The organism is Vibrio sp. KUL80, assembly GCF_059725495.1.
Window position 1 is genome coordinate 3,526,041 of record NZ_AP045841.1, and the last position, 18,910, is coordinate 3,544,950.

The window sequence follows — 18,910 nt, forward strand, 5'->3', positions numbered from 1 at the left end:
ACAATGCCAAAATATCGTTCTGCCACCACAACTCATGGTCGCAATATGGCTGGTGCGCGTGCTCTATGGCGCGCAACTGGCGTTAAAGAAGAAGACTTCGGTAAGCCTATCATTGCCGTTGTGAACTCGTTCACTCAGTTTGTTCCAGGTCACGTACACCTGAAAGATCTTGGTCAGCTCGTCGCTCGCGAGATCGAAGAAGCGGGCGGCATCGCGAAAGAATTCAACACCATCGCTGTGGATGACGGTATCGCGATGGGTCACGGCGGCATGCTGTACTCACTGCCATCACGTGAGCTCATTGCTGACTCAGTAGAGTACATGGTGAATGCACACTGTGCGGATGCAATGGTATGTATCTCAAACTGCGACAAGATCACCCCGGGAATGCTAATGGCTTCAATGCGCCTTAACATCCCTGTGATCTTTGTGTCTGGCGGTCCAATGGAAGCGGGTAAAACTAAGCTTTCTGATCAGATCATTAAGCTTGATCTGGTGGATGCGATGATCCAAGGCGCCGATCCAACGGTTTCTGATGAGCAAAGTGAGCAAGTAGAGCGCTCTGCATGCCCTACTTGTGGCTCTTGCTCTGGTATGTTTACCGCTAACTCAATGAACTGCCTAACCGAAGCGCTGGGTCTGTCTCAGCCAGGTAACGGCTCTCTACTTGCCACGCACGCCGATCGTGAAGTGCTATTTAAGAATGCAGGTAAGCGCATTGTTGACCTCACCAAGCGCTACTACGAGCAAGATGATGCCTCAGCCCTGCCACGTAATATCGCCAGCAAAGAAGCATTTGAGAACGCTATGGCGTTAGATATCGCTATGGGCGGCTCAACTAACACGGTTCTTCACCTACTTGCCGCGGCGCAAGAGGGCAACGTCGACTTTGATATGGAAGACATCGACCAGATGTCTCGCCGCGTGCCAAACCTTTGTAAGGTAGCGCCATCAACGCCTAAGTATCACATGGAAGACGTACACCGCGCGGGTGGTGTTATCGGTATCCTAGGTGAGCTTAACCGCGCAGGTCTATTGAACAACCAAACCAAAACGGTACTTGGTCTGACAATGGAAGAGCAGTTGTCTCAATACGACATCATGCTGACGGATTCGGAAGAAGTGAAATCCTTCTACCGCGCGGGTCCTGCGGGCATTCGTACTACTCAAGCCTTCTCACAAGATTGTCGCTGGGACACTCTTGATGACGACCGCGAAAATGGTTGTATCCGTACTAAAGAAAATGCGTACAGCCAAGACGGCGGTCTTGCGGTACTAAAAGGCAACATCGCACTGGACGGCTGTATCGTTAAGACAGCAGGCGTGGATGAGAGCATCCTTAAGTTCCAAGGCCCTGCAGTCGTATTCGAAAGCCAAGAAGATGCGGTAGATGGTATCCTAGGTGGCAAAGTGAAAGCCGGTGATGTCGTGGTTATCCGCTACGAAGGGCCAAAAGGCGGTCCAGGCATGCAAGAGATGCTGTACCCAACGACTTACCTTAAATCTATGGGCCTAGGTAAAGAGTGTGCACTACTGACTGACGGCCGCTTCTCAGGTGGTACATCGGGTCTTTCTATCGGTCACGCCTCTCCGGAAGCGGCTAATGGCGGTACCATTGGTTTGGTGAAAGATGGCGATATGATCAACATTGATATCCCAAATCGTGAGATCACGCTTGTTGTTTCTGAAGACGAGCTAACCGCTCGCCGCGCAGAGCAAGACAAGCTTGGCTGGAAACCAGCAGATCGTGAACGTACTGTTTCGCTAGCATTGAAAGCTTACGCTAATCTAGCCACCAGCGCCGACAAAGGTGCGGTACGTGATAAGTCCAAACTCGAGGGCTAATCATGAGTGACGTAGATAATCATCCCGTATCTGGCGCAGATTATCTGCGTCAGGTTCTCAGAGCACCTGTCTACGAAGTGGCGACCGTATCGCCGCTTCAAGATATGCCGAGACTCGGCGCTCGCATCGGAAACCAAGTCCAAATCAAGCGTGAAGACAGACAGCCTGTACACTCGTTCAAGCTCCGCGGCGCCTACAACATGGTAGCGAACCTAAGCGATGAGCAAAAGCGTGCCGGTGTGATTGCCGCTTCGGCGGGTAACCACGCTCAAGGCATGGCGCTATCAGGCACCAAGCTCGGCATCAATACCACTATCGTGATGCCAAAAACCACACCAGACATCAAGGTAGAAGCGGTACGTGGCTTTGGTGGCAACGTGGTGCTTCACGGCAGCAACTTTGATGAGGCGAAAGCTGAAGCCGAGCGTCTCTCACAAGAGCATGGCTATACCTTTGTTCCCCCTTTCGATCACCCTCTGGTGATTGCTGGGCAAGGCACCATCGGTATGGAAATGCTGCAGCAAAATGGTCACCTTGATTACATCTTTGTCCCTGTGGGCGGCGGTGGTCTGGCGGCAGGCGTTGCCGTACTGGTTAAGCAGCTCATGCCTGAAATCAAAGTAATTGCAGTAGAGCCTGAAGATTCTGCTTGTCTAAAAGCCGCATTAGATGCGGGTGAACCCGTCGTCCTTGACCAAGTAAGTATGTTTGCTGATGGCGTGGCGGTTAAGATCATCGGTAACGAGACCTTTAGGCTATGTCAGCAGTACATTGATGGTCACATTACCGTGTCCAGCGATGAGATCTGCTCTGCAGTAAAAGATATCTTTGAAGATACCCGTGCTATTGCTGAGCCGTCTGGTGCGCTTGCGCTTGCAGGTCTTAAGAAGTTTGCTGAAAAACATCAGCTCAAAGACAAGCAGCTGGGTACCGTACTCTCTGGTGCGAATACCAACTTCCACGGTCTTCGCTACGTCTCTGAGCGCTGTGAGCTGGGTGAAAAACGTGAGGGCTTACTCGCGGTCACTATCCCGGAGCGTCAAGGTGCTTTCTTTGAGTTCTGCAATATCATTGGTGGGCGTGCCGTTACTGAGTTTAACTACCGTTACAACGATGATGATCTCGCGAACATCTTTGTTGGTGTGAGATTGGTGGGCGGACAGGACGAACTCGATGGCATCATCAGTGATCTACGAACCGGTGGCTATCCTGTCGCTGATCTCTCTGATGATGAGATGGCGAAACTGCACATTCGTTACATGATCGGTGGTAAACCATCGAAGCAGCTTAAAGAGCGTTTATACAGCTTTGAGTTCCCAGAGTACCCGGGTGCCCTGCTTAAGTTCTTGAGCACGTTAGGCACGCACTGGAACATCAGTTTGTTCAACTACCGCAACCATGGTGCCGATTACGGTCGCGTGTTGTGTGGGTTTGAGCTTGAAGATAGCGATCTAAGCGAGTTCTCTACTCACCTTCGAGAGCTTGGCTACCAATGCAAAGATGAAACGGACAACCCGTCCTATAAGTTCTTCTTATCCTAAAATAAAACACCCCGTTATGGGGTGTCAGATTGCTGACAAAGGTCTAGCCATCAGGCTAGACCTTTGATCTAATAGAGGTATCGAAATATGGATATCTCAATATGCTTCAAGAGCCTTCACCTCAACAATATGAACTCGAAATGGTCACCATGGAGCAGCTCGTTCCTCAGAATCATTTAGTTCGCAAAATAGATAGGGCCATCGACTTCGAATTTATCCGTGATGAAGTCGCTCACCTCTACTGTAAAGATAATGGTCGCCCACCTGTTGACCCTGTACGCCTGTTTAAAATCATCCTGCTTGGCTATCTCTTCGGAATAAAAAGTGAGCGACAACTCGTGAAAGAAATTGAAGTCAATGTCGCGTATCGATGGTTCTTGCGTATGTCACTTACAGAGAAAGTTATCCATGCATCGACACTCAGCCAAAACCGTATTCGCCGCTTTAATGGTACCGATGTGTTTGAGTGTATCTTTATCAATATCGTAGAGCAGGCAATGGCGAAAGGCTTGGTTGCTGGCCAAGAGCTATTTACTGACAGTACGCACCTAAAAGCCAATGCTAATAAGAATAAGCACACGAACAAAGTGACTAAGGTTCGCGCCAGCGCCTATCTTGATATGCTCGATGAAGATGTCGCGCTAGACCGAGAAAAAGAGGGTAAGAAACCTCTAAAAGCACGTGCCTCTGAGCCTAAAACTAAGAATACAAAAACAAGCACGAGCGACCCGGAAAGTGGCTTCATGACTCGAGATAATAAGCCTCAAGGCTTCTTCTATCTCGACCACCGTACAGTGGATGGACAGCATGGCATTATCTTAGATACCCATGTCACTGCAGGTAATATCAATGACTCTCAACCTTATGTGAAGCGCCTGGACTATACCCTAGAGCAATTTCACCTTAATCCAATCGCCGTTGGACTCGACGCGGGCTACTTCACTGCGCCAGTCGCTGAGTCATTAGAGCGTCGAAATATCTTGGGCGTGTTCGGTTATCGCAGGCCGTCCAGCACAAAGAATGCGTTCAAGAAAAAGCACTTTATCTACAATAAAGAGCGAGACAGTTACCGCTGTCCTAACGGTCAAGAGCTCATCTATAAAACAACATCTAGAGATGCGTATCGTGAGTATCACTCCGACCCGAAAGAGTGTGCACTCTGCCCAATGCGAGATGACTGTACGCAAAGTAAAACCATGAAGAAAGTCATTACAAGACACATCTATACGGACGCAGTGGATAGAGCAAATCAAATGCGGCTCTCCCCTTATGGAAAAAAGACATATCGGCGAAGAAGTGAGACGGTAGAGCGGAGCTTCGCCGATGCTAAGCAGCACCATGGTCACCGTTATGCTCGCTTCCGTGGATTATCCAAAGTGCAGATGCAATGTTGGCTGGCTGCTACCGCTCAAAACATCAAGAAGATAGCGTTGGTGGTGAGCTATCTACGAAAAATAGGGCTAAATATGTCCCAAATACGTCAAATTATGGCGTCTAGATACCAAATTAAGCATTGTGCTTTTCTAAACTTGGCATGATCAAAAATATCGCGATCGCGGCCTACGGCCGCTCATAAAAGAGAACCCCACTTCGAAAAGTGGGGTTCGTCAGCAATCTGACACCCCGTTATGGGGTGTTTTTGTATCCGTTGCCAATAACCTTACTGGCTTTCAACCAACTCAAGCTCCGGTGATTTGGCCTCACTGTACTGGCGATAATTCACGACGCGATCCCTACCCTGCTCTTTCGCCATATAGAGCGCTTTATCTGCCATCTTAACCAGCCCCTCAATATCGGAAGACGGCTCAGGGTAAGTCGACACACCAATAGAGACGCTTAGCTGCCCCAAAGATAGCCCTTTATGTTCAAGATGCATGGTACGTATCTGAGTCACGATATTGTCGGCATACTCAGTCGCTTCATCCATATCACTGTGTGGCAAGATCACCGCCAGCTCTTCCCCACCCAAACGGCAAGCAATTTCATCATCAGAGACGGTGCGTTTTAGCATCGCACTGATCTCTTTGAGCACGTAGTCACCGGCATCATGGCCGAAGTTGTCGTTAAATCGCTTGAAGTGGTCGAGATCTAGCATCAACAGAGATAGCGACTCCGTGCTGGTCGCCGAGTTATTCACGTGCTCAGTGAGCTTCTGCTCGAAGAAACGGCGGTTGTAGAGTCCCGTTAATGGATCGCTAAGTGCTTGCGAACGCAGCTTCTCTTGCAAGCTCAGGTTCGCCAGTGCCAACCCTAAGTGCTCGGCGACACTATAGGCAAGCTGTGTTGTGATCTCATCAACCTCTATCTCTCCTTGACCAAAATAGAGATGCATAATGCCAATGGTGTTGCCGTGAGCAGTCAAAGGAATACACAGGGTTTGGTTCTGCTCGATCGACGCCATATGCTCGCAAGAGAGGTTGTGGAAGGCCTCAATCGACAGATGGCTTCGACCTTTGCGCAGCGACCAACACTCGTCGGGCGCGAAGCTGCGACTTCCCGGCCACGCCTCTCCCCAATCCAGCTGAGTGACCAATTGGTTTCGAGAAGATCGCATCAGCGAGATACTTCCATTTACCTTACCGAGAATGCGCGGCACGATATCCTCAACCACACGCTGCGCTTCAATCAGGTTATTACAGGCAGCAAGCATATTAGCGAGACGATGCATGAGCTCAATTTCTAAGGTGCGCTGACGGATTCGCTCATCTTGCTTCTGTTTTTCTGCGGTCACGCTGAGGATGATTTGTCGATGACTCCAAACAGAAGTAGTGATCAGAATCGCTAAACTCAGTAGCGCTAGGCCGATTAAGATGCCCATCAATTGGTAGGTGATGCTTTTTAAGTGGTGCATTGGTACTGCAAGGACAATCACGTAGTCTTGATCGCCGACGTACATCTTGCGCGCCGAGTAGAACATGTCGACTGACAACACTGAGCTAAAGCGGACATCTTCACCCACACCCGTTTCCCACGCTTTAATGAACTCAGGGCGATCTGCGTGGTTATCGAGATCCACCAGCGCTCTGTCTGAAAGCGCCGTATCACCGACAACTGTGCCAAAGCCATTAATCACCTGAATTCGCGCATCAGCATCGGCTTGAGTGAGATCGCCGATGTAGTCATCAATCGTCTGACTGCTGACAAAGCTTGGGGCATCTTCTTGAATTTCATAGATAACATCCGCAAGCAACGATTCTGTAGTTCGCCTTTCGGAGTCATGGATGGATTTCTCCAATGTGATATAAAAACCGTACAACCCAACCAGCATACATACTGATAGCGCTATGACTGGCAGCATCTGCCACTTCTTATCAATCAGCTTAGACATACAACAACGCTACTTTTACCGAACACCATATTAACAGTTTTCAAAATAGCGTTATTTTTAATCAAGAGCAACGATTAGATGATATTTATGTCGATTGTAGCCAGTCGCGATACAGCTGCTGCTCATCGCCTAGATAATCCACCATCCACTCAAGTAGCTTATGGTTATCATGTTTTCGCCACACCATGCAGCATTCACTCGATAGCTTAGCGTCCGGCAATACACGCTCAACCAAAAGACCTTGGCGAACCAAAGGCTCAGCAATATGGCTGGGCATGTAGCCAATTCCTACATTGCTTTTCAAACACTCAATCGCAGTGAACCAGTTGGGAAGCAATAAGCGACGCTGCTGCGGAAAGTGTTCTGTGTGACGTTTTGGCAATTCACGCGAGGTATCATCAATGCAAATGGCAGGATATTGGCTGACTAGAGTTTCATCCAGCGCGTCTGCTAGCGCGCACGGATGCGTCGGCGACATCACCAAAGCCCAGTCCAGACTGCCAATCTTCTTAACCCCATACTCGCCACTAACCGGAACGGCTGAGGTCGCGCCAATCACGATATCTGCACGCTCTTGCGAGATAGCCTCCCAAGCTCCGTTGTACACTTCCATGTTGATCTGCAGCTCAGCAAACTCAAACTCGCGATAAAAGTCTTCGATGAGATCCGATAGCTTGTCGACCTTAACGATATTATCTAGGGTCAGCTTTAAGCTACTTTGCCAGCCCTGAGCTGCACGGCGGGTTTGGTGAGTAAGTTCATCCATACGGCGCAGCATCTGGCGAGCTTCCAGTATGAATACCTCGCCGGCAGGTGTCAGCTCAACCTTGCGTGGTAAACGGGTAAACAGCTGCACGCCAAGTTCTTGCTCTATCTGACGCACGCTATAGCTGATCGCAGAAGGGACTTTGTGCAGCACTTCTGCTGCTGCGCTAAAACTGCCTAAATGTGCGACCGCATCGAGCATTTCTAATGAAGAACGTGAGTACATAACCAGCTTTCAAATTTTTTGATAGATGACCACAAAATATAGCGTTTTATTTTTGTTTTATCCAAAAATAGAATACACCCCATCAGCAGTATGGGCTGGCGCCAATCCATTCCTGTGAAAATATTTCAAGGAATAACAATGAAAATCTCTAAACTTCAACTTGTCTACCTATCCGCCTTGTCCATGTTGGGCTTTATCGCCACGGATATGTATTTGCCTGCGTTTAAACTTATCGAGCAGGACTTTGCCACTGGGCCCGAGCAGATCGCGCTATCACTAACAGTATTTCTTGTTGGTATGGGGCTGGGTCAATTTGTATGGGGGCTGGCGAGTGATCACTTTGGTCATCGTAAAACGCTGTTTGCTGGACTCGCTATCTTCACCGTCGCGTCATTTGGTCTGGCGTGGAGCGAACAGGTGTGGCAGTTGTTATCGCTGCGTCTGCTGCAGGCGATTGGTGTCTGTGCACCCGCTGTTATCTGGCAATCTATGGTTATCGATAAGTTTGATAAGAAAGCCAGCCAACAGATTTTTGCCACCATTATGCCGCTCGTCGCGCTATCTCCGGCACTCGCACCACAGCTTGGTGTCTTGCTAACAGAATTGTGGGGCTGGCACAGTATTTTTGTGGTTCTGGCGATCACAGGTGCGCTACTGGCAATGATCACCCTATCACTTGAAGATCAGCCAAAATCCATCGAGCAACGATCGTCAATTAGCGCCGATCTTAAGAGTCTATTTGGATCAAGAGAGTACATGGGCAATGTGATCATGTACGGTGTGGCATCGGCGGCATTTTTCGCTTACCTAACCGGTATGCCAGAAATCATGAGCCAGCTTGGCTACTCAGCCAAAGACATTGGTCTTAGCTTTATCCCGCAAACCATCGCCTTTATGGTTGGTGGCTATGCGGGTAAAAAGCTGGTGGCAAAACTCGGTGATGATGCTGTACTCAAGCAGCTACTTGGGTTAGAAACCGTGGCTATCTTGATGGTGTTTGTGGCGTGTCAGTGGGAGCTTAGCAGTGTTTGGCCTATCTTATTGCCATTCTGTTTGTTAGCTGTCGCCAATGGTGCTCTATACCCAATTGTAGTAAACCGAGCGCTATCAAGTGCAGCGCACTGCTCGGCAACCGCTGCGGGTCTGCAAAATAGCCTACAGATAGGGGTAAGCAGCCTAGCCAGTACCATTGTGGCTACGTTTGCTGTTATGGCGCAGTCTGCGGTTGGCTACGTCATTCTAGGCTGCTTGGCTATCATGTGGATTGGCTATCTGATTGCGAACCCAGCGGTCACCGAGGAGCTAACGATTCCTGATAACTCTCGCGTCGTTGGCGACGAGTAGAGACAACAAAGGGCGACCTTGCACTGTATGCAGGTCGCCCTTTCTATTTATCGACTGGACTTATTATCGACAGTGCTTACAGACTTTTCAGTCCCCACTTCTCTGCCGTCGCGTCAAAGAAGCCCTGGGTCTTCTTAAGCTCTACCCAGTGGTTTACGTAGTTAATCCATACTTGGTCTTTTTGTGGCAACAGCATAGAGATTGGCGTTGGCTTACGTGGCTCTTCTACTGGCACAATCGCCAATTGCCCAAACTTAGTCACCAAGGTCGCTGCTTCAACGTTTGAAGTCACAGAGACATCAGCTCGGCGAGCCAATAGCTCTTGGAAGTCACGCGCTGGCGCTTCAATCACGATGTGTTCGGCATCAGGGAAGAAGTCTTTGACCATCTTCTCTTGCACTGTACCTAATGTCGCTGCCACCTTAACTTCAGGCTTGTTGAAGTCTGCCCAATCAGCGTACTTGTCAAGGTCTTTCTTTTGCACTACTGGTACAAAAGCTAAGTAGAAATACGGTTGGCTGTACCCTGCGACCTTAGCGCGGGACATGTTAAGTGACGCGCTTCCCGTGATATCGTATTTGTTGGCGGTAATACCGTTAACCAATGTCTTCCAATCGGTCGCCACATATTCCACCTTGACGCCAAGATCTTTGGCAAGCTCAGTGGTCACATCAATATCAAATCCACGATAAGAATTGGTCGCCGGATCTTTCATGGTCATCGGGTTCCAGTCTCCCGTGGTTCCGACCCTAAGCACACCTGAGTCTAAGATCTTTTGTAGACGACTGGTTTCCGCCGCTACCTGACCGATAGAAAGAAAAGTAATAATAAAGCCCAGAATCCACTTCTTCATTGAATAGTCCCTAAAATTATTAAACATTCGTGGTACATCCTTGATAACATAGCAGTAACAGATGGATTTTTCAGGAATATTTAGGGACGATTGTGAGCTATCGATTACTTGCTGTTGTTTTGTGCCTACCACTACTAAGTGGTTGTTCTGATTACGAGTGGGGCTGGTATGTGCTCGACCCCTCCACCGAACAAGGGAAAACCAACCTCGGCTTCTTATTGGCAGGTTTTAAGGACACTATCTATGTGTCGCTGCTCAGTATGGTATTTGCCATGCTGTTGGGTCTACTTGTTGCCTTTCCAGCGCTTTCCGACAAACCTTGGCTGCGCGCGATAAACCGCGTCTATGTTGAAGTAATACGCTCCATTCCGGTATTGGTACTGCTGCTCTGGGTCTACTACGGTATGCCCACACTACTCGACGTTTCACTCAACCATTTCTGGGCTGGCGTGATAGCACTGACTATCGCTGAGAGTGCGTTTATGGCTGAGGTGTTTCGTGGCGGTATTCAAGCTGTGACTCGTGGTCAGCATGAAGCGGCAGAATCGTTAGGGCTCAACTACTGGCAGAAAATGCGCTTGGTGATTTTGCCTCAGGCGTTTAGGCAGATACTGCCGCCGCTGGGGAACCAATTTGTCTACATCTTAAAGATGTCTTCACTGGTGAGTGTCATTGGCTTAAGCGACTTAACTAGGCGTGCCAATGAGCTGGTGGTTAACGAGTACTTACCATTAGAGATCTATACCTTCCTAGTATTGGAGTACTTAGTGCTGATTCTGCTGGTTTCTCAGGCCGTTCGCTGGCTAGAAAAAAGGATTGCGATCCCAAGTCACTAACCACCAGCATGATATATCATAAGGCTTAACTAAGCTTCAGAAACCAAAAAGGGTCTCAATGAGACCCTTTTCACTATTAGAGTGTAATCGTGATTACTTTTTCTTTACTGGGCGCTGCCAGCCTGTGATTTTGCGCTCTTTAGCGCGAGTGATCACTAACTCACCTTCTGATACGTCTTTGGTTAGGGTAGTACCCGCACCAATAGTCGCACCATCAGCAATCGTCACCGGTGCTACCAACTGGCTGTCTGAGCCTACGAATACGTCGTTACCGATAATAGTCTTAAACTTGTTTGCGCCATCGTAGTTACAGGTGATCACACCGGCACCAACATTAGTGCGCTGACCGATCTCTGCATCACCAAGGTAAGTAAGGTGGTTTGCTTTAGAGCCTTCGCCTAAACGTGCATTCTTGACCTCAACGAAGTTACCCACGTGAGAGTCATTGCGCATGTCAGCACCAGGACGTAGGCGAGTAAATGGACCTACGGTACATTGTTCACCGACCGTCGCGCCTTCAATCACGCTGTATGGACGCACAATCGTATTGTCATCGATTTCACAGTCTTTCAGCACACAGCCAGCACCAATCACCACGTTATCACCGAGCGTAACGCTGCCTTCGATGATGACGTTAGTATCGATTTCGACATCCATACCGCACTGCAACTGACCACGTAGGTCAAAGCGTGCAGGATCACGCAGCATAACACCCTGCTCTAGCAGCTTCTGTGCTTGCATCGATTGGAATGCACGCTCTAGACGAGCGAGCTGGGCGCGATCATTAACACCTTCAACCTCAATTGGGTTCGCTGGGTGTACCGCTTCTACTGCACGGCCTTCATCGTGCGCCGCGGCGATGACGTCTGTCAGGTAGTATTCGCCCTGCGCGTTGTCATTGCTAAGGCCTGATAACCAGCGCTTAAGATCGCCACCCGTTGCGACCATCACACCCGTGTTGATCTCTTTAATCAGCTTCTGCTCTTCAGTCGCATCTTTTTGCTCGACGATAGCAACCACTGGACCATTCTTACGCACGATACGACCGTAACCCATTGGGTTATCCAGCACGACAGTAAGCAGTGCAATACCGCCTGTTGGCTGCGCATCTAGCAGGTTTTCAATAGTTTGTTCAGAGATTAGCGGTACATCACCGTACAGAACAAGAACCTTCTCGTCATCGGCTAGATGAGGTGACGCTTGATCCACTGCGTGACCGGTGCCCAGTTGATCGGCCTGCAAAACCCAGTTTACGGTTTCTTGCTCAAGAGCAGATTTCATTAGGTCGCCACCGTGGCCATACACTAGGTGGATATTTTGAGATCCCAAGCCTTCGCACGTATCGATGACATGTTTCACCATCGGCTTACCCGCTAGGGTATGCAGCACTTTCGGCTTATTGGAATACATGCGGGTTCCCTTTCCCGCGGCGAGAACAACTGCGCTGAACTTCATTATTATCAAACCATTGACGTTAAAAATATTGTCAACATTCTAACGATGAATCGCACCAGTGTTAATGTCGGTATGCAAATTTACGCTAAAAAATAAGCAAAAAGGCGACCTAACGGTCGCCTTTCTCATCGCGGTTAATCTAATTAAGTCAGATTAACGACGTTTTTTTGTCAGTTCGATTACTCGAAGCTGAGCAATGGCTTTAGCCAGTTCACTGGCCGCTTGCGCGAAGTCCATGTCGCCATGCTGATTAGAAATAGATTCTTCAGCTTTGCGCTTGGCTTCTTCTGCCTTCGCTGCGTCTAGTTCCTCACCACGGATAGCCGTATCAGCCAGTACAGTCGCTGTACCAGGCTGAACTTCTACAATACCACCAGAGACATAAATGAACTCTTCGTGGCCGTGCTGTTTAACGATACGCACCATACCAGGCTGAATAGCGGTCAGCAGCGGTGTGTGACCATGGAAAATACCAAGTTCACCTTCGCTACCGGACACCTGGAACGTTTCTACGCGACCAGAGAAAAGCTTTTTCTCAGCGCTTACTACGTCTAGGTGAAAGGTTATTGCTGCCATATCGCCTCCTATTTAGCCTTATAGCTTCTTAGCATTCTCGATAGCATCGTCGATAGTACCGCAGTACATGAACGCTTGCTCTGGAATGTCATCGTAGTCACCAGCTAGTAGACCTTTGAAGCCACGTAGAGTCTCTTTAAGAGGTACGTAGATGCCTGGGTCGCCAGTAAATACTTCCGCTACGTGGTAAGGCTGAGTTAGGAAACGCTCAATCTTACGAGCACGAGATACAACTTGCTTATCTTCTTCAGATAGCTCGTCCATACCTAGGATCGCGATGATGTCTTTCAGCTCTTTATAACGCTGCAGTGTTTGCTGCACACCACGAGCTACCTCGTAGTGCTCTTGACCAACCACTAGTGGATCAAGCATACGAGATGTTGAATCTAGTGGGTCAATCGCTGGGTATAGACCCATAGCAGCGATGTTACGGTTAAGTACAACCGTTGCATCCAAGTGCGCAAACGTTGTTGCTGGAGACGGGTCAGTCAAGTCATCCGCTGGTACATATACCGCCTGTACAGACGTGATAGAACCTGTTTTCGTTGACGTGATACGCTCCTGCAGTACACCCATCTCTTCTGCAAGAGTTGGCTGGTAACCTACCGCAGATGGCATACGACCTAGTAGTGCTGATACCTCTGTACCTGCAAGTGTGTAACGGTAGATGTTATCAACGAACAGTAGTACGTCACGACCTTCGTCACGGAACTTCTCTGCCATTGTTAGACCAGTCAGTGCAACACGTAGACGGTTACCTGGTGGCTCGTTCATCTGACCGTAAACCATTGCTACTTTTGATTCTTCAGGCTTCTCAACGTTTACAACGCCCGCTTCCTGCATCTCAAAGTAGAAGTCGTTACCTTCACGAGTACGCTCACCTACACCCGCAAATACGGATAGGCCTGAGTGTTGTAGTGCGATGTTGTTGATAAGCTCCATCATGTTAACGGTCTTACCTACACCTGCACCACCGAATAGACCGATTTTACCACCCTTAGCGAATGGACAAACCAAGTCGATTACTTTAACACCCGTTTCTAGAAGAGCGACTTCGTTAGATTGCTCTTCGTAGCTTGGCGCTTCACGGTGAATCGCATAGCTTTCTTCTGCACCGATCTCACCACACTCGTCAATCGCATCACCAAGTACGTTCATGATACGACCAAGAGTCTTAGTACCTACTGGTACTGAGATTGGCGCGCCTGTGTTCTCTACTGTTACGCCACGACGTAAACCATCAGAGCTACCCATTACGATACAACGAACTACGCCACCGCCTAGCTGTTGTTGAACTTCAAGAACAAGACGCTCTTTAGAGTCCGTTACGTTTAGAGCGTCGTATACACTTGGTACGTCACTCTGTGGGAACTCTACGTCGACTACCGCACCGATGATCTGTACGATCTTACCTGTAGCCATCGTTAATCCTCTAATCTATTTCGTTTTACCTAAGCTTAAACCGCAGCTGCGCCGCCAACGATTTCTGATAGTTCTTGTGTGATAGCCGCTTGACGCGCCTTGTTGTACACAAGCTCTAGATCATCAATCAAGTTGGTCGCATTGTCCGTTGCAGCTTTCATTGCAATCATTCGAGCCGCTTGCTCACAAGCAAGGTTCTCTACCACACCTTGATACACTTGAGATTCGATATAACGAAGCAATAGTGCGTCTAGTAGTGGTTTTGGCTCAGGCTCATAAATGTAGCCCCATGAATGTTCGCGCTGCATCTCATCACTGTCAGATTTAGGCAGAGGTAGCAATTGATCGATCGTTGGTTCCTGAATCATAGTGTTCACAAAGTGGTTATACACTACATACAGGCGATCCAATTCGCCTTCGTCATATTTCTTCAGCATGACGCCTACAGTACCGATTAGGTCTTCTAAGCTAGGCTCATCACCCAGACCAGATACCTGTGCCGCTACTTTCGCACCGCTGTTGTTAAAGAATGCCGTTGCTTTTGAGCCAATCACAGCCAGTTCAACTTCAGCACCTTTTTGTTTCCAATCCTGCATCTCTAGGACAGCTTTTTTGAACAAGTTAATGTTCAAACCGCCACAGAGACCACGGTCGGTAGAAATAATGACATAACCAACACGCTTGGCTTCACGCTCTTCTAGGTACGGATGTTGGTACTCTAGGTTTGCGTTAGCCAAATGACCGATCACTTTACGCATAGTTTCAGCGTATGGACGAGAAGCTTCACGCGCGTCTTGCGAACGACGCATTTTCGAAGCTGCTACCATTTCCATCGCTTTCGTAATTTTCTGAGTGCTTTTCACACTACCGATTTTATTACGTATCTCTTTTGCGCCGGCCATCGTTACTCTCCATAAGTGGTGACCAGAAGGTCACCCACCAATTACCAAGTCTGAGTTGCTTTGAAATCGTCAGTCAGTTTCTTAAGCTGAGCTTCGATATCATCGTTGTAAGCACCCGTAGTGTTGATCTCTTTAGCAAGATCAGCATATTGACTGTGAGCATACGATAGAAGCGCTGCTTCGAAGTCTAGAATCTTGTTGATTTCAACATCATCTAGGTAGCCGCGCTCAACAGCAAAGATAACTAGCGCTTGGTCAAATACAGACATAGGAGCGTATTGCTTCTGCTTCATTAGCTCTGTAACTTTTTGACCGTGGCTTAGCTGACGCTTAGTTGCTTCATCTAGGTCAGATGAGAACTGTGCGAATGCCGCTAGTTCACGATAAGCCGCTAGTGCAGTACGGATACCGCCAGATAGCTTCTTAATGATCTTAGTCTGTGCTGAACCACCTACACGAGATACTGAGATACCTGGGTCAACGGCTGGGCGTACACCCGCGTTGAAGGCTTCAGTTTGTAGGAAGATCTGACCATCGGTAATCGAGATTACGTTCGTAGGTACGAACGCAGATACGTCACCCGCTTGAGTTTCGATGATAGGAAGAGCAGTCAAAGAACCAGTCTTACCTTTCACTTCACCATTAGTGAAACGCTCTACGTACTCTTCGTTTACACGAGCTGCACGCTCTAGTAGACGTGAGTGAAGGTAGAATACGTCACCTGGGAATGCCTCACGGCCTGGTGGACGTTTAAGTAGTAGAGAGATCTGACGGTAAGCTACCGCTTGCTTAGATAGATCATCATAAACAATCAGAGCGTCTTCACCGCGGTCACGGAAGTACTCACCCATTGCACAACCAGAGTATGGCGCAAGATATTGCAGTGCAGCAGATTCAGATGCAGATGCTACAACAACGATAGTGTTTTGTAGTGCACCGTGCTCTTCCAGTTTACGCACAACGTTTGCGATTGTAGATGCCTTTTGGCCAATCGCTACGTAGATAGAGAAGATACCAGAGTCTTTCTGGTTGATGATTGCATCGATCGCCATCGCGGTTTTACCGATCTGACGGTCACCGATGATAAGCTCACGCTGACCACGACCGATTGGGATCATTGAGTCAACTGACTTATAACCAGTTTGTACTGGCTGATCAACCGATTTACGGTCGATTACACCCGGTGCAATCACTTCAACTGGTGACGTAAGTTTCGCTTCAATTGGACCTTTACCATCAATTGGCTCACCTAGCGTGTTTACAACACGACCAAGCAATTCTGGACCAACTGGTACTTCAAGAATACGACCAGTACCTGTTACTTTCATGCCTTCCTTAAGGTCAGCATATGGGCCCATTACTACCGCACCAACCGAGTCACGCTCAAGGTTAAGTGCTAGTGCATAACGGCCACCCGGTAATTCAATCATTTCACCTTGCATCACGTCCGCTAGGCCGTGAATGCGAATGATACCATCGCTTACCGATACGATAGTACCTTCATTACGAGCTTCACTCACAACATCGAAAGATTCGATACGCTGCTTGATTAGGTCGCTAATTTCTGTGGAATTAAGTTGCATGCTCCAATCCCCATCAAGACTGCATTGCTTCACTCAGGCGGTTCAAACGACCACGTGCTGAGTTATCAATTACAAGATCTCCGGCTCGAATAATAACCCCACCAAGTAGGGTCTCATCTACACTGCAATTCAGCTTAACTTTGCGTTCAAGACGCTTTTCAAGTTTGTTGCTGATCTCAGTGCGCTGCTCTTCGGTTAGCTCAGATGCAGAAATCACGTCTACATCGATTTGCTTTTCTAGCTCTTTTTTCAGCTCTAGAAACTCAACTAACACATCAGGCAACGCGACTAGTCGACCATTTTCAGCCATTACCTTAATCAGGTTTTGACCAAATTCATCAAACTGTTCACCACCAATTGCGTTGAAAATTTCAGCCACTCGCGTCGCTGTCACAGAGCCTGAAATCAGGTCTGCAATTTCATCGTTCTTAGCGATTGCAGCGGCAAACGTTAGCATTTCGACCCACTGGTCTAGCGCTTGTTTTTCCACCGCAAAGTCAAATGCTGCTTTAGCATAGGGGCGTGCGATTGTAGTCAATTCAGACATAGGCGCCCCTCGCTTTAAAGTTTCGCAGTAATATTGTCGAGAATGTCTTTTTGCGCATCTTTATCGATACTACGCTCAAGAATCTTCTCAGCACCAGCTACAGCCAGAGTTGCAACCTGTTTGCGCAGGTCATCGCGAGCACGGTTACGTTCCGCTTCAATTTCCGCTTCAGCTTGCGCTAGGATTTTTTGACGTTCTGCCAAAGCTTCCTCACGAGCTTCATCGATAATTTGTGCTTTACGCTTGTTTGCTTGCTCAATAACCTCGGTTGCAGTGCGCTTCGCTTCCTTCATTTGATCAGAAGCGTTGGCTTGCGCTAGATCTAAGTCTTTTGCAGCGCGTTCAGCGGCTACAAGACCGTCAGCAATTTTTTTCTGACGCTCTTCAATCGCATTCATGATTGGCGGCCATACATATTTCATGCAGAACCACACAAACATTGCGAATGAGATTGCTTGACCTAGCAGAGTTGCGTTCATATTCACAACAGCTACCCCTCTAAAGATTCATTGACGAGCTAAAGTTTAATCAGTTGACAAGCTCGAAGCTTGTCGGAGAAAAGTCTGATTAACCTAGCTGACCAACGAATGGGTTCGCGAATGTGAATAGAAGTGCGATAACAACACCAATCATAGGAACCGCATCAAGTAGACCAGCGATGATGAACATCTTAACTTGAAGCATCGGAGCCATTTCAGGTTGACGAGCTGCACCCTCAAGGAATTTACCACCCAAAAGACCAAAACCGATCGCAGTACCGAATGCAGCCATACCAATGATGATACCTACGGCGATTGCAGAAAAGCTCAGTAAAGTTTCCATTACTATCTCCAATTTATAGTTGTTGGCTTAAATTTGCCTAAATAAAACGCGTTAAAATTAATGACTGTCTTCGTGTGCCATTGATAGATAAACAATCGTTAGCATCATAAACACGAAGGCTTGAATCGTTATTACTAGAATATGGAATATCGCCCATGGTAGTGAGCCCATCCATTGTAAATACCATGGTAGCATTGCCGCACAAAGGATGAAGACCACCTCGCCCGCAAACATGTTACCGAACAGACGCATACCAAGTGAAAGTGGCTTTGAAAGCAAAGACACGACTTCGATAAGCATGTTAAATGGAATCATGATTGGGGTATTAAACGGGTGTAGGGTCAACTCTTTTGTAAAGCCAACTAGACCTTTTACTTTGATGCTGTAGTAGATCATCAGAGCAAAAACACCTAGTGCCATAGCCATCGTGATATTGACATCAGTAGTAGGCACCACTTTCAAGTAAGGGATACCCATTTGCTCTGCAGGGTAAGGAATGAAATCGATAGGCACTAAGTCCATCAAGTTCATTAGGAATACCCAACAGAAGATAGTTAGTGCTAGGGGCGCGATGAGTGCGTTGCGTCCATGAAACGTATCCTTGACGTTTTCGTCAACGAATTCCACGATCATCTCAACAAAACACTGCAGCTTGCCCGGCACACCAGCTGTTGCTTTCTTTGCTACTGAACGGAATATCCAAAGGAATACCAAACCAGTTAGCAGAGAAAAAAACAGGCTATCGATATGTACGTTCCAGAAACTCGACTCGTCCACTAAACCTAGCTTTCCTAAAGAAAGGTTGGTCAAGTGGTGAGTGATGTATCCGGCCGATGTTAGCGCTTCACCTGGCGCAGCCATAACT

17 protein-coding genes are annotated in these 18,910 nt (G+C 48.1%); 5 read left to right on the plus strand and 12 right to left on the minus strand.

Features of this window, described 5'->3' with window-relative positions; genetic code table 11:
• Positions 1 to 3 precede the first annotated feature (3 nt).
• The 3 genes from ilvD to AC6I8U_RS16460 all read left to right on the plus strand — a co-directional run bounded on the left by ilvD (position 4) and on the right by AC6I8U_RS16460 (position 4,924).
• Complete coding sequence (gene ilvD, locus AC6I8U_RS16450) at positions 4 to 1,845, plus strand: dihydroxy-acid dehydratase (RefSeq protein WP_498017383.1); 1,842 nt, start codon at positions 4 to 6, stop codon at positions 1,843 to 1,845.
• A gap of 2 nt (positions 1,846 to 1,847) precedes the next feature.
• Complete coding sequence (ilvA, locus tag AC6I8U_RS16455) at positions 1,848 to 3,386, plus strand: threonine ammonia-lyase, biosynthetic (protein ID WP_498017384.1); 1,539 nt, start codon at positions 1,848 to 1,850, stop codon at positions 3,384 to 3,386.
• A gap of 101 nt (positions 3,387 to 3,487) precedes the next feature.
• A complete protein-coding gene (locus AC6I8U_RS16460) occupies positions 3,488 to 4,924 on the plus strand; it encodes an IS1182 family transposase (protein ID WP_498017385.1) in 1,437 nt (478 codons plus the stop codon).
• Positions 4,925 to 5,046: 122 nt separating this feature from the next.
• Here AC6I8U_RS16460 and AC6I8U_RS16465 read toward each other — a convergent pair whose 3' ends face one another.
• Positions 5,047 to 6,714: a sensor domain-containing diguanylate cyclase gene (locus AC6I8U_RS16465; protein ID WP_498017386.1), complete on the minus strand. Its 1,668-nt coding sequence runs from the start codon at positions 6,712 to 6,714 to the stop codon at positions 5,047 to 5,049.
• Between the two features lie 85 nt (positions 6,715 to 6,799).
• Positions 6,800 to 7,705 (minus strand): DNA-binding transcriptional activator PunR, encoded by a 906-nt coding sequence (gene punR / locus AC6I8U_RS16470; RefSeq protein ID WP_498017387.1) that lies wholly within the window; start codon positions 7,703 to 7,705, stop codon positions 6,800 to 6,802.
• A gap of 138 nt (positions 7,706 to 7,843) precedes the next feature.
• Between punR and punC the strand changes: the two genes are divergently transcribed.
• On the plus strand, positions 7,844 to 9,049 hold the full coding sequence (punC, locus tag AC6I8U_RS16475; protein WP_498017388.1) for a purine nucleoside transporter PunC: 1,206 nt from the start codon (positions 7,844 to 7,846) through the stop codon (positions 9,047 to 9,049).
• Between the two features lie 76 nt (positions 9,050 to 9,125).
• Here the strand turns inward: punC and AC6I8U_RS16480 are convergent, their stop codons facing one another.
• Positions 9,126 to 9,902 carry a transporter substrate-binding domain-containing protein gene (locus AC6I8U_RS16480; protein ID WP_498017389.1) on the minus strand — a complete coding sequence of 259 codons (777 nt, stop codon included), beginning with the start codon at positions 9,900 to 9,902 and terminating at the stop codon, positions 9,126 to 9,128.
• A gap of 92 nt (positions 9,903 to 9,994) precedes the next feature.
• Here AC6I8U_RS16480 and AC6I8U_RS16485 point away from each other — a divergent pair, with 92 nt between their 5' ends.
• A complete protein-coding gene (locus AC6I8U_RS16485; protein ID WP_252012976.1) occupies positions 9,995 to 10,738 on the plus strand; it encodes an amino acid ABC transporter permease in 744 nt (247 codons plus the stop codon).
• Positions 10,739 to 10,831: 93 nt separating this feature from the next.
• Here AC6I8U_RS16485 and glmU read toward each other — a convergent pair whose 3' ends face one another.
• The 9 genes from glmU to atpB form a co-directional block, all read right to left on the minus strand.
• On the minus strand, positions 10,832 to 12,193 hold the full coding sequence (gene glmU, locus AC6I8U_RS16490) for a bifunctional UDP-N-acetylglucosamine diphosphorylase/glucosamine-1-phosphate N-acetyltransferase GlmU (RefSeq protein ID WP_498017390.1): 1,362 nt from the start codon (positions 12,191 to 12,193) through the stop codon (positions 10,832 to 10,834).
• A 153-nt stretch (positions 12,194 to 12,346) separates the two neighbouring features.
• Positions 12,347 to 12,769, minus strand: a complete 423-nt coding sequence (locus tag AC6I8U_RS16495; RefSeq protein WP_042478114.1) for a F0F1 ATP synthase subunit epsilon — start codon at positions 12,767 to 12,769, stop codon at positions 12,347 to 12,349.
• Between the two features lie 18 nt (positions 12,770 to 12,787).
• Positions 12,788 to 14,191 carry a F0F1 ATP synthase subunit beta gene (gene atpD, locus AC6I8U_RS16500; RefSeq protein WP_006073055.1) on the minus strand — a complete coding sequence of 468 codons (1,404 nt, stop codon included), beginning with the start codon at positions 14,189 to 14,191 and terminating at the stop codon, positions 12,788 to 12,790.
• A gap of 35 nt (positions 14,192 to 14,226) precedes the next feature.
• A complete protein-coding gene (gene atpG, locus AC6I8U_RS16505) occupies positions 14,227 to 15,093 on the minus strand; it encodes a F0F1 ATP synthase subunit gamma (RefSeq protein ID WP_042478116.1) in 867 nt (288 codons plus the stop codon).
• A 41-nt stretch (positions 15,094 to 15,134) separates the two neighbouring features.
• Positions 15,135 to 16,676: a F0F1 ATP synthase subunit alpha gene (atpA, locus tag AC6I8U_RS16510; RefSeq protein WP_006073059.1), complete on the minus strand. Its 1,542-nt coding sequence runs from the start codon at positions 16,674 to 16,676 to the stop codon at positions 15,135 to 15,137.
• A 13-nt stretch (positions 16,677 to 16,689) separates the two neighbouring features.
• Complete coding sequence (gene atpH, locus AC6I8U_RS16515) at positions 16,690 to 17,223, minus strand: F0F1 ATP synthase subunit delta (protein ID WP_042478162.1); 534 nt, start codon at positions 17,221 to 17,223, stop codon at positions 16,690 to 16,692.
• Between the two features lie 14 nt (positions 17,224 to 17,237).
• Positions 17,238 to 17,708, minus strand: coding sequence for a F0F1 ATP synthase subunit B (gene atpF / locus AC6I8U_RS16520; protein ID WP_042478163.1), 471 nt, complete (start codon positions 17,706 to 17,708; stop codon positions 17,238 to 17,240).
• An 82-nt stretch (positions 17,709 to 17,790) separates the two neighbouring features.
• Positions 17,791 to 18,045, minus strand: a complete 255-nt coding sequence (gene atpE / locus AC6I8U_RS16525; RefSeq protein WP_006073065.1) for a F0F1 ATP synthase subunit C — start codon at positions 18,043 to 18,045, stop codon at positions 17,791 to 17,793.
• Positions 18,046 to 18,102: 57 nt separating this feature from the next.
• A complete protein-coding gene (gene atpB, locus AC6I8U_RS16530; protein WP_234494890.1) occupies positions 18,103 to 18,906 on the minus strand; it encodes a F0F1 ATP synthase subunit A in 804 nt (267 codons plus the stop codon).
• Positions 18,907 to 18,910: the final 4 nt, after the last annotated feature.

Bases quoted from the DNA above. Each gene is read 5' to 3' on its own strand.
- atpH (WP_042478162.1), bottom strand. From the start codon at position 17,223: ATGTCTGAATTGACTACAATCGCACGCCCCTATGCTAAAGCAGCATTT.
- glmU (WP_498017390.1), bottom strand. From the start codon at position 12,193: ATGAAGTTCAGCGCAGTTGTTCTCGCCGCGGGAAAGGGAACCCGCATG.
- atpD (WP_006073055.1), bottom strand. From the start codon at position 14,191: ATGGCTACAGGTAAGATCGTACAGATCATCGGTGCGGTAGTCGACGTA.
- AC6I8U_RS16460 (WP_498017385.1), top strand. From the start codon at position 3,488: ATGCTTCAAGAGCCTTCACCTCAACAATATGAACTCGAAATGGTCACC.
- ilvA (WP_498017384.1), top strand. From the start codon at position 1,848: ATGAGTGACGTAGATAATCATCCCGTATCTGGCGCAGATTATCTGCGT.
- AC6I8U_RS16465 (WP_498017386.1), bottom strand. From the start codon at position 6,714: ATGTCTAAGCTGATTGATAAGAAGTGGCAGATGCTGCCAGTCATAGCG.
- AC6I8U_RS16495 (WP_042478114.1), bottom strand. From the start codon at position 12,769: ATGGCAGCAATAACCTTTCACCTAGACGTAGTAAGCGCTGAGAAAAAG.
- atpA (WP_006073059.1), bottom strand. From the start codon at position 16,676: ATGCAACTTAATTCCACAGAAATTAGCGACCTAATCAAGCAGCGTATC.
- atpE (WP_006073065.1), bottom strand. From the start codon at position 18,045: ATGGAAACTTTACTGAGCTTTTCTGCAATCGCCGTAGGTATCATCATT.
- atpG (WP_042478116.1), bottom strand. From the start codon at position 15,093: ATGGCCGGCGCAAAAGAGATACGTAATAAAATCGGTAGTGTGAAAAGC.
- ilvD (WP_498017383.1), top strand. From the start codon at position 4: ATGCCAAAATATCGTTCTGCCACCACAACTCATGGTCGCAATATGGCT.
- AC6I8U_RS16480 (WP_498017389.1), bottom strand. From the start codon at position 9,902: ATGAAGAAGTGGATTCTGGGCTTTATTATTACTTTTCTTTCTATCGGT.
- punC (WP_498017388.1), top strand. From the start codon at position 7,844: ATGAAAATCTCTAAACTTCAACTTGTCTACCTATCCGCCTTGTCCATG.
- atpB (WP_234494890.1), bottom strand. From the start codon at position 18,906: ATGGCTGCGCCAGGTGAAGCGCTAACATCGGCCGGATACATCACTCAC.
- punR (WP_498017387.1), bottom strand. From the start codon at position 7,705: ATGTACTCACGTTCTTCATTAGAAATGCTCGATGCGGTCGCACATTTA.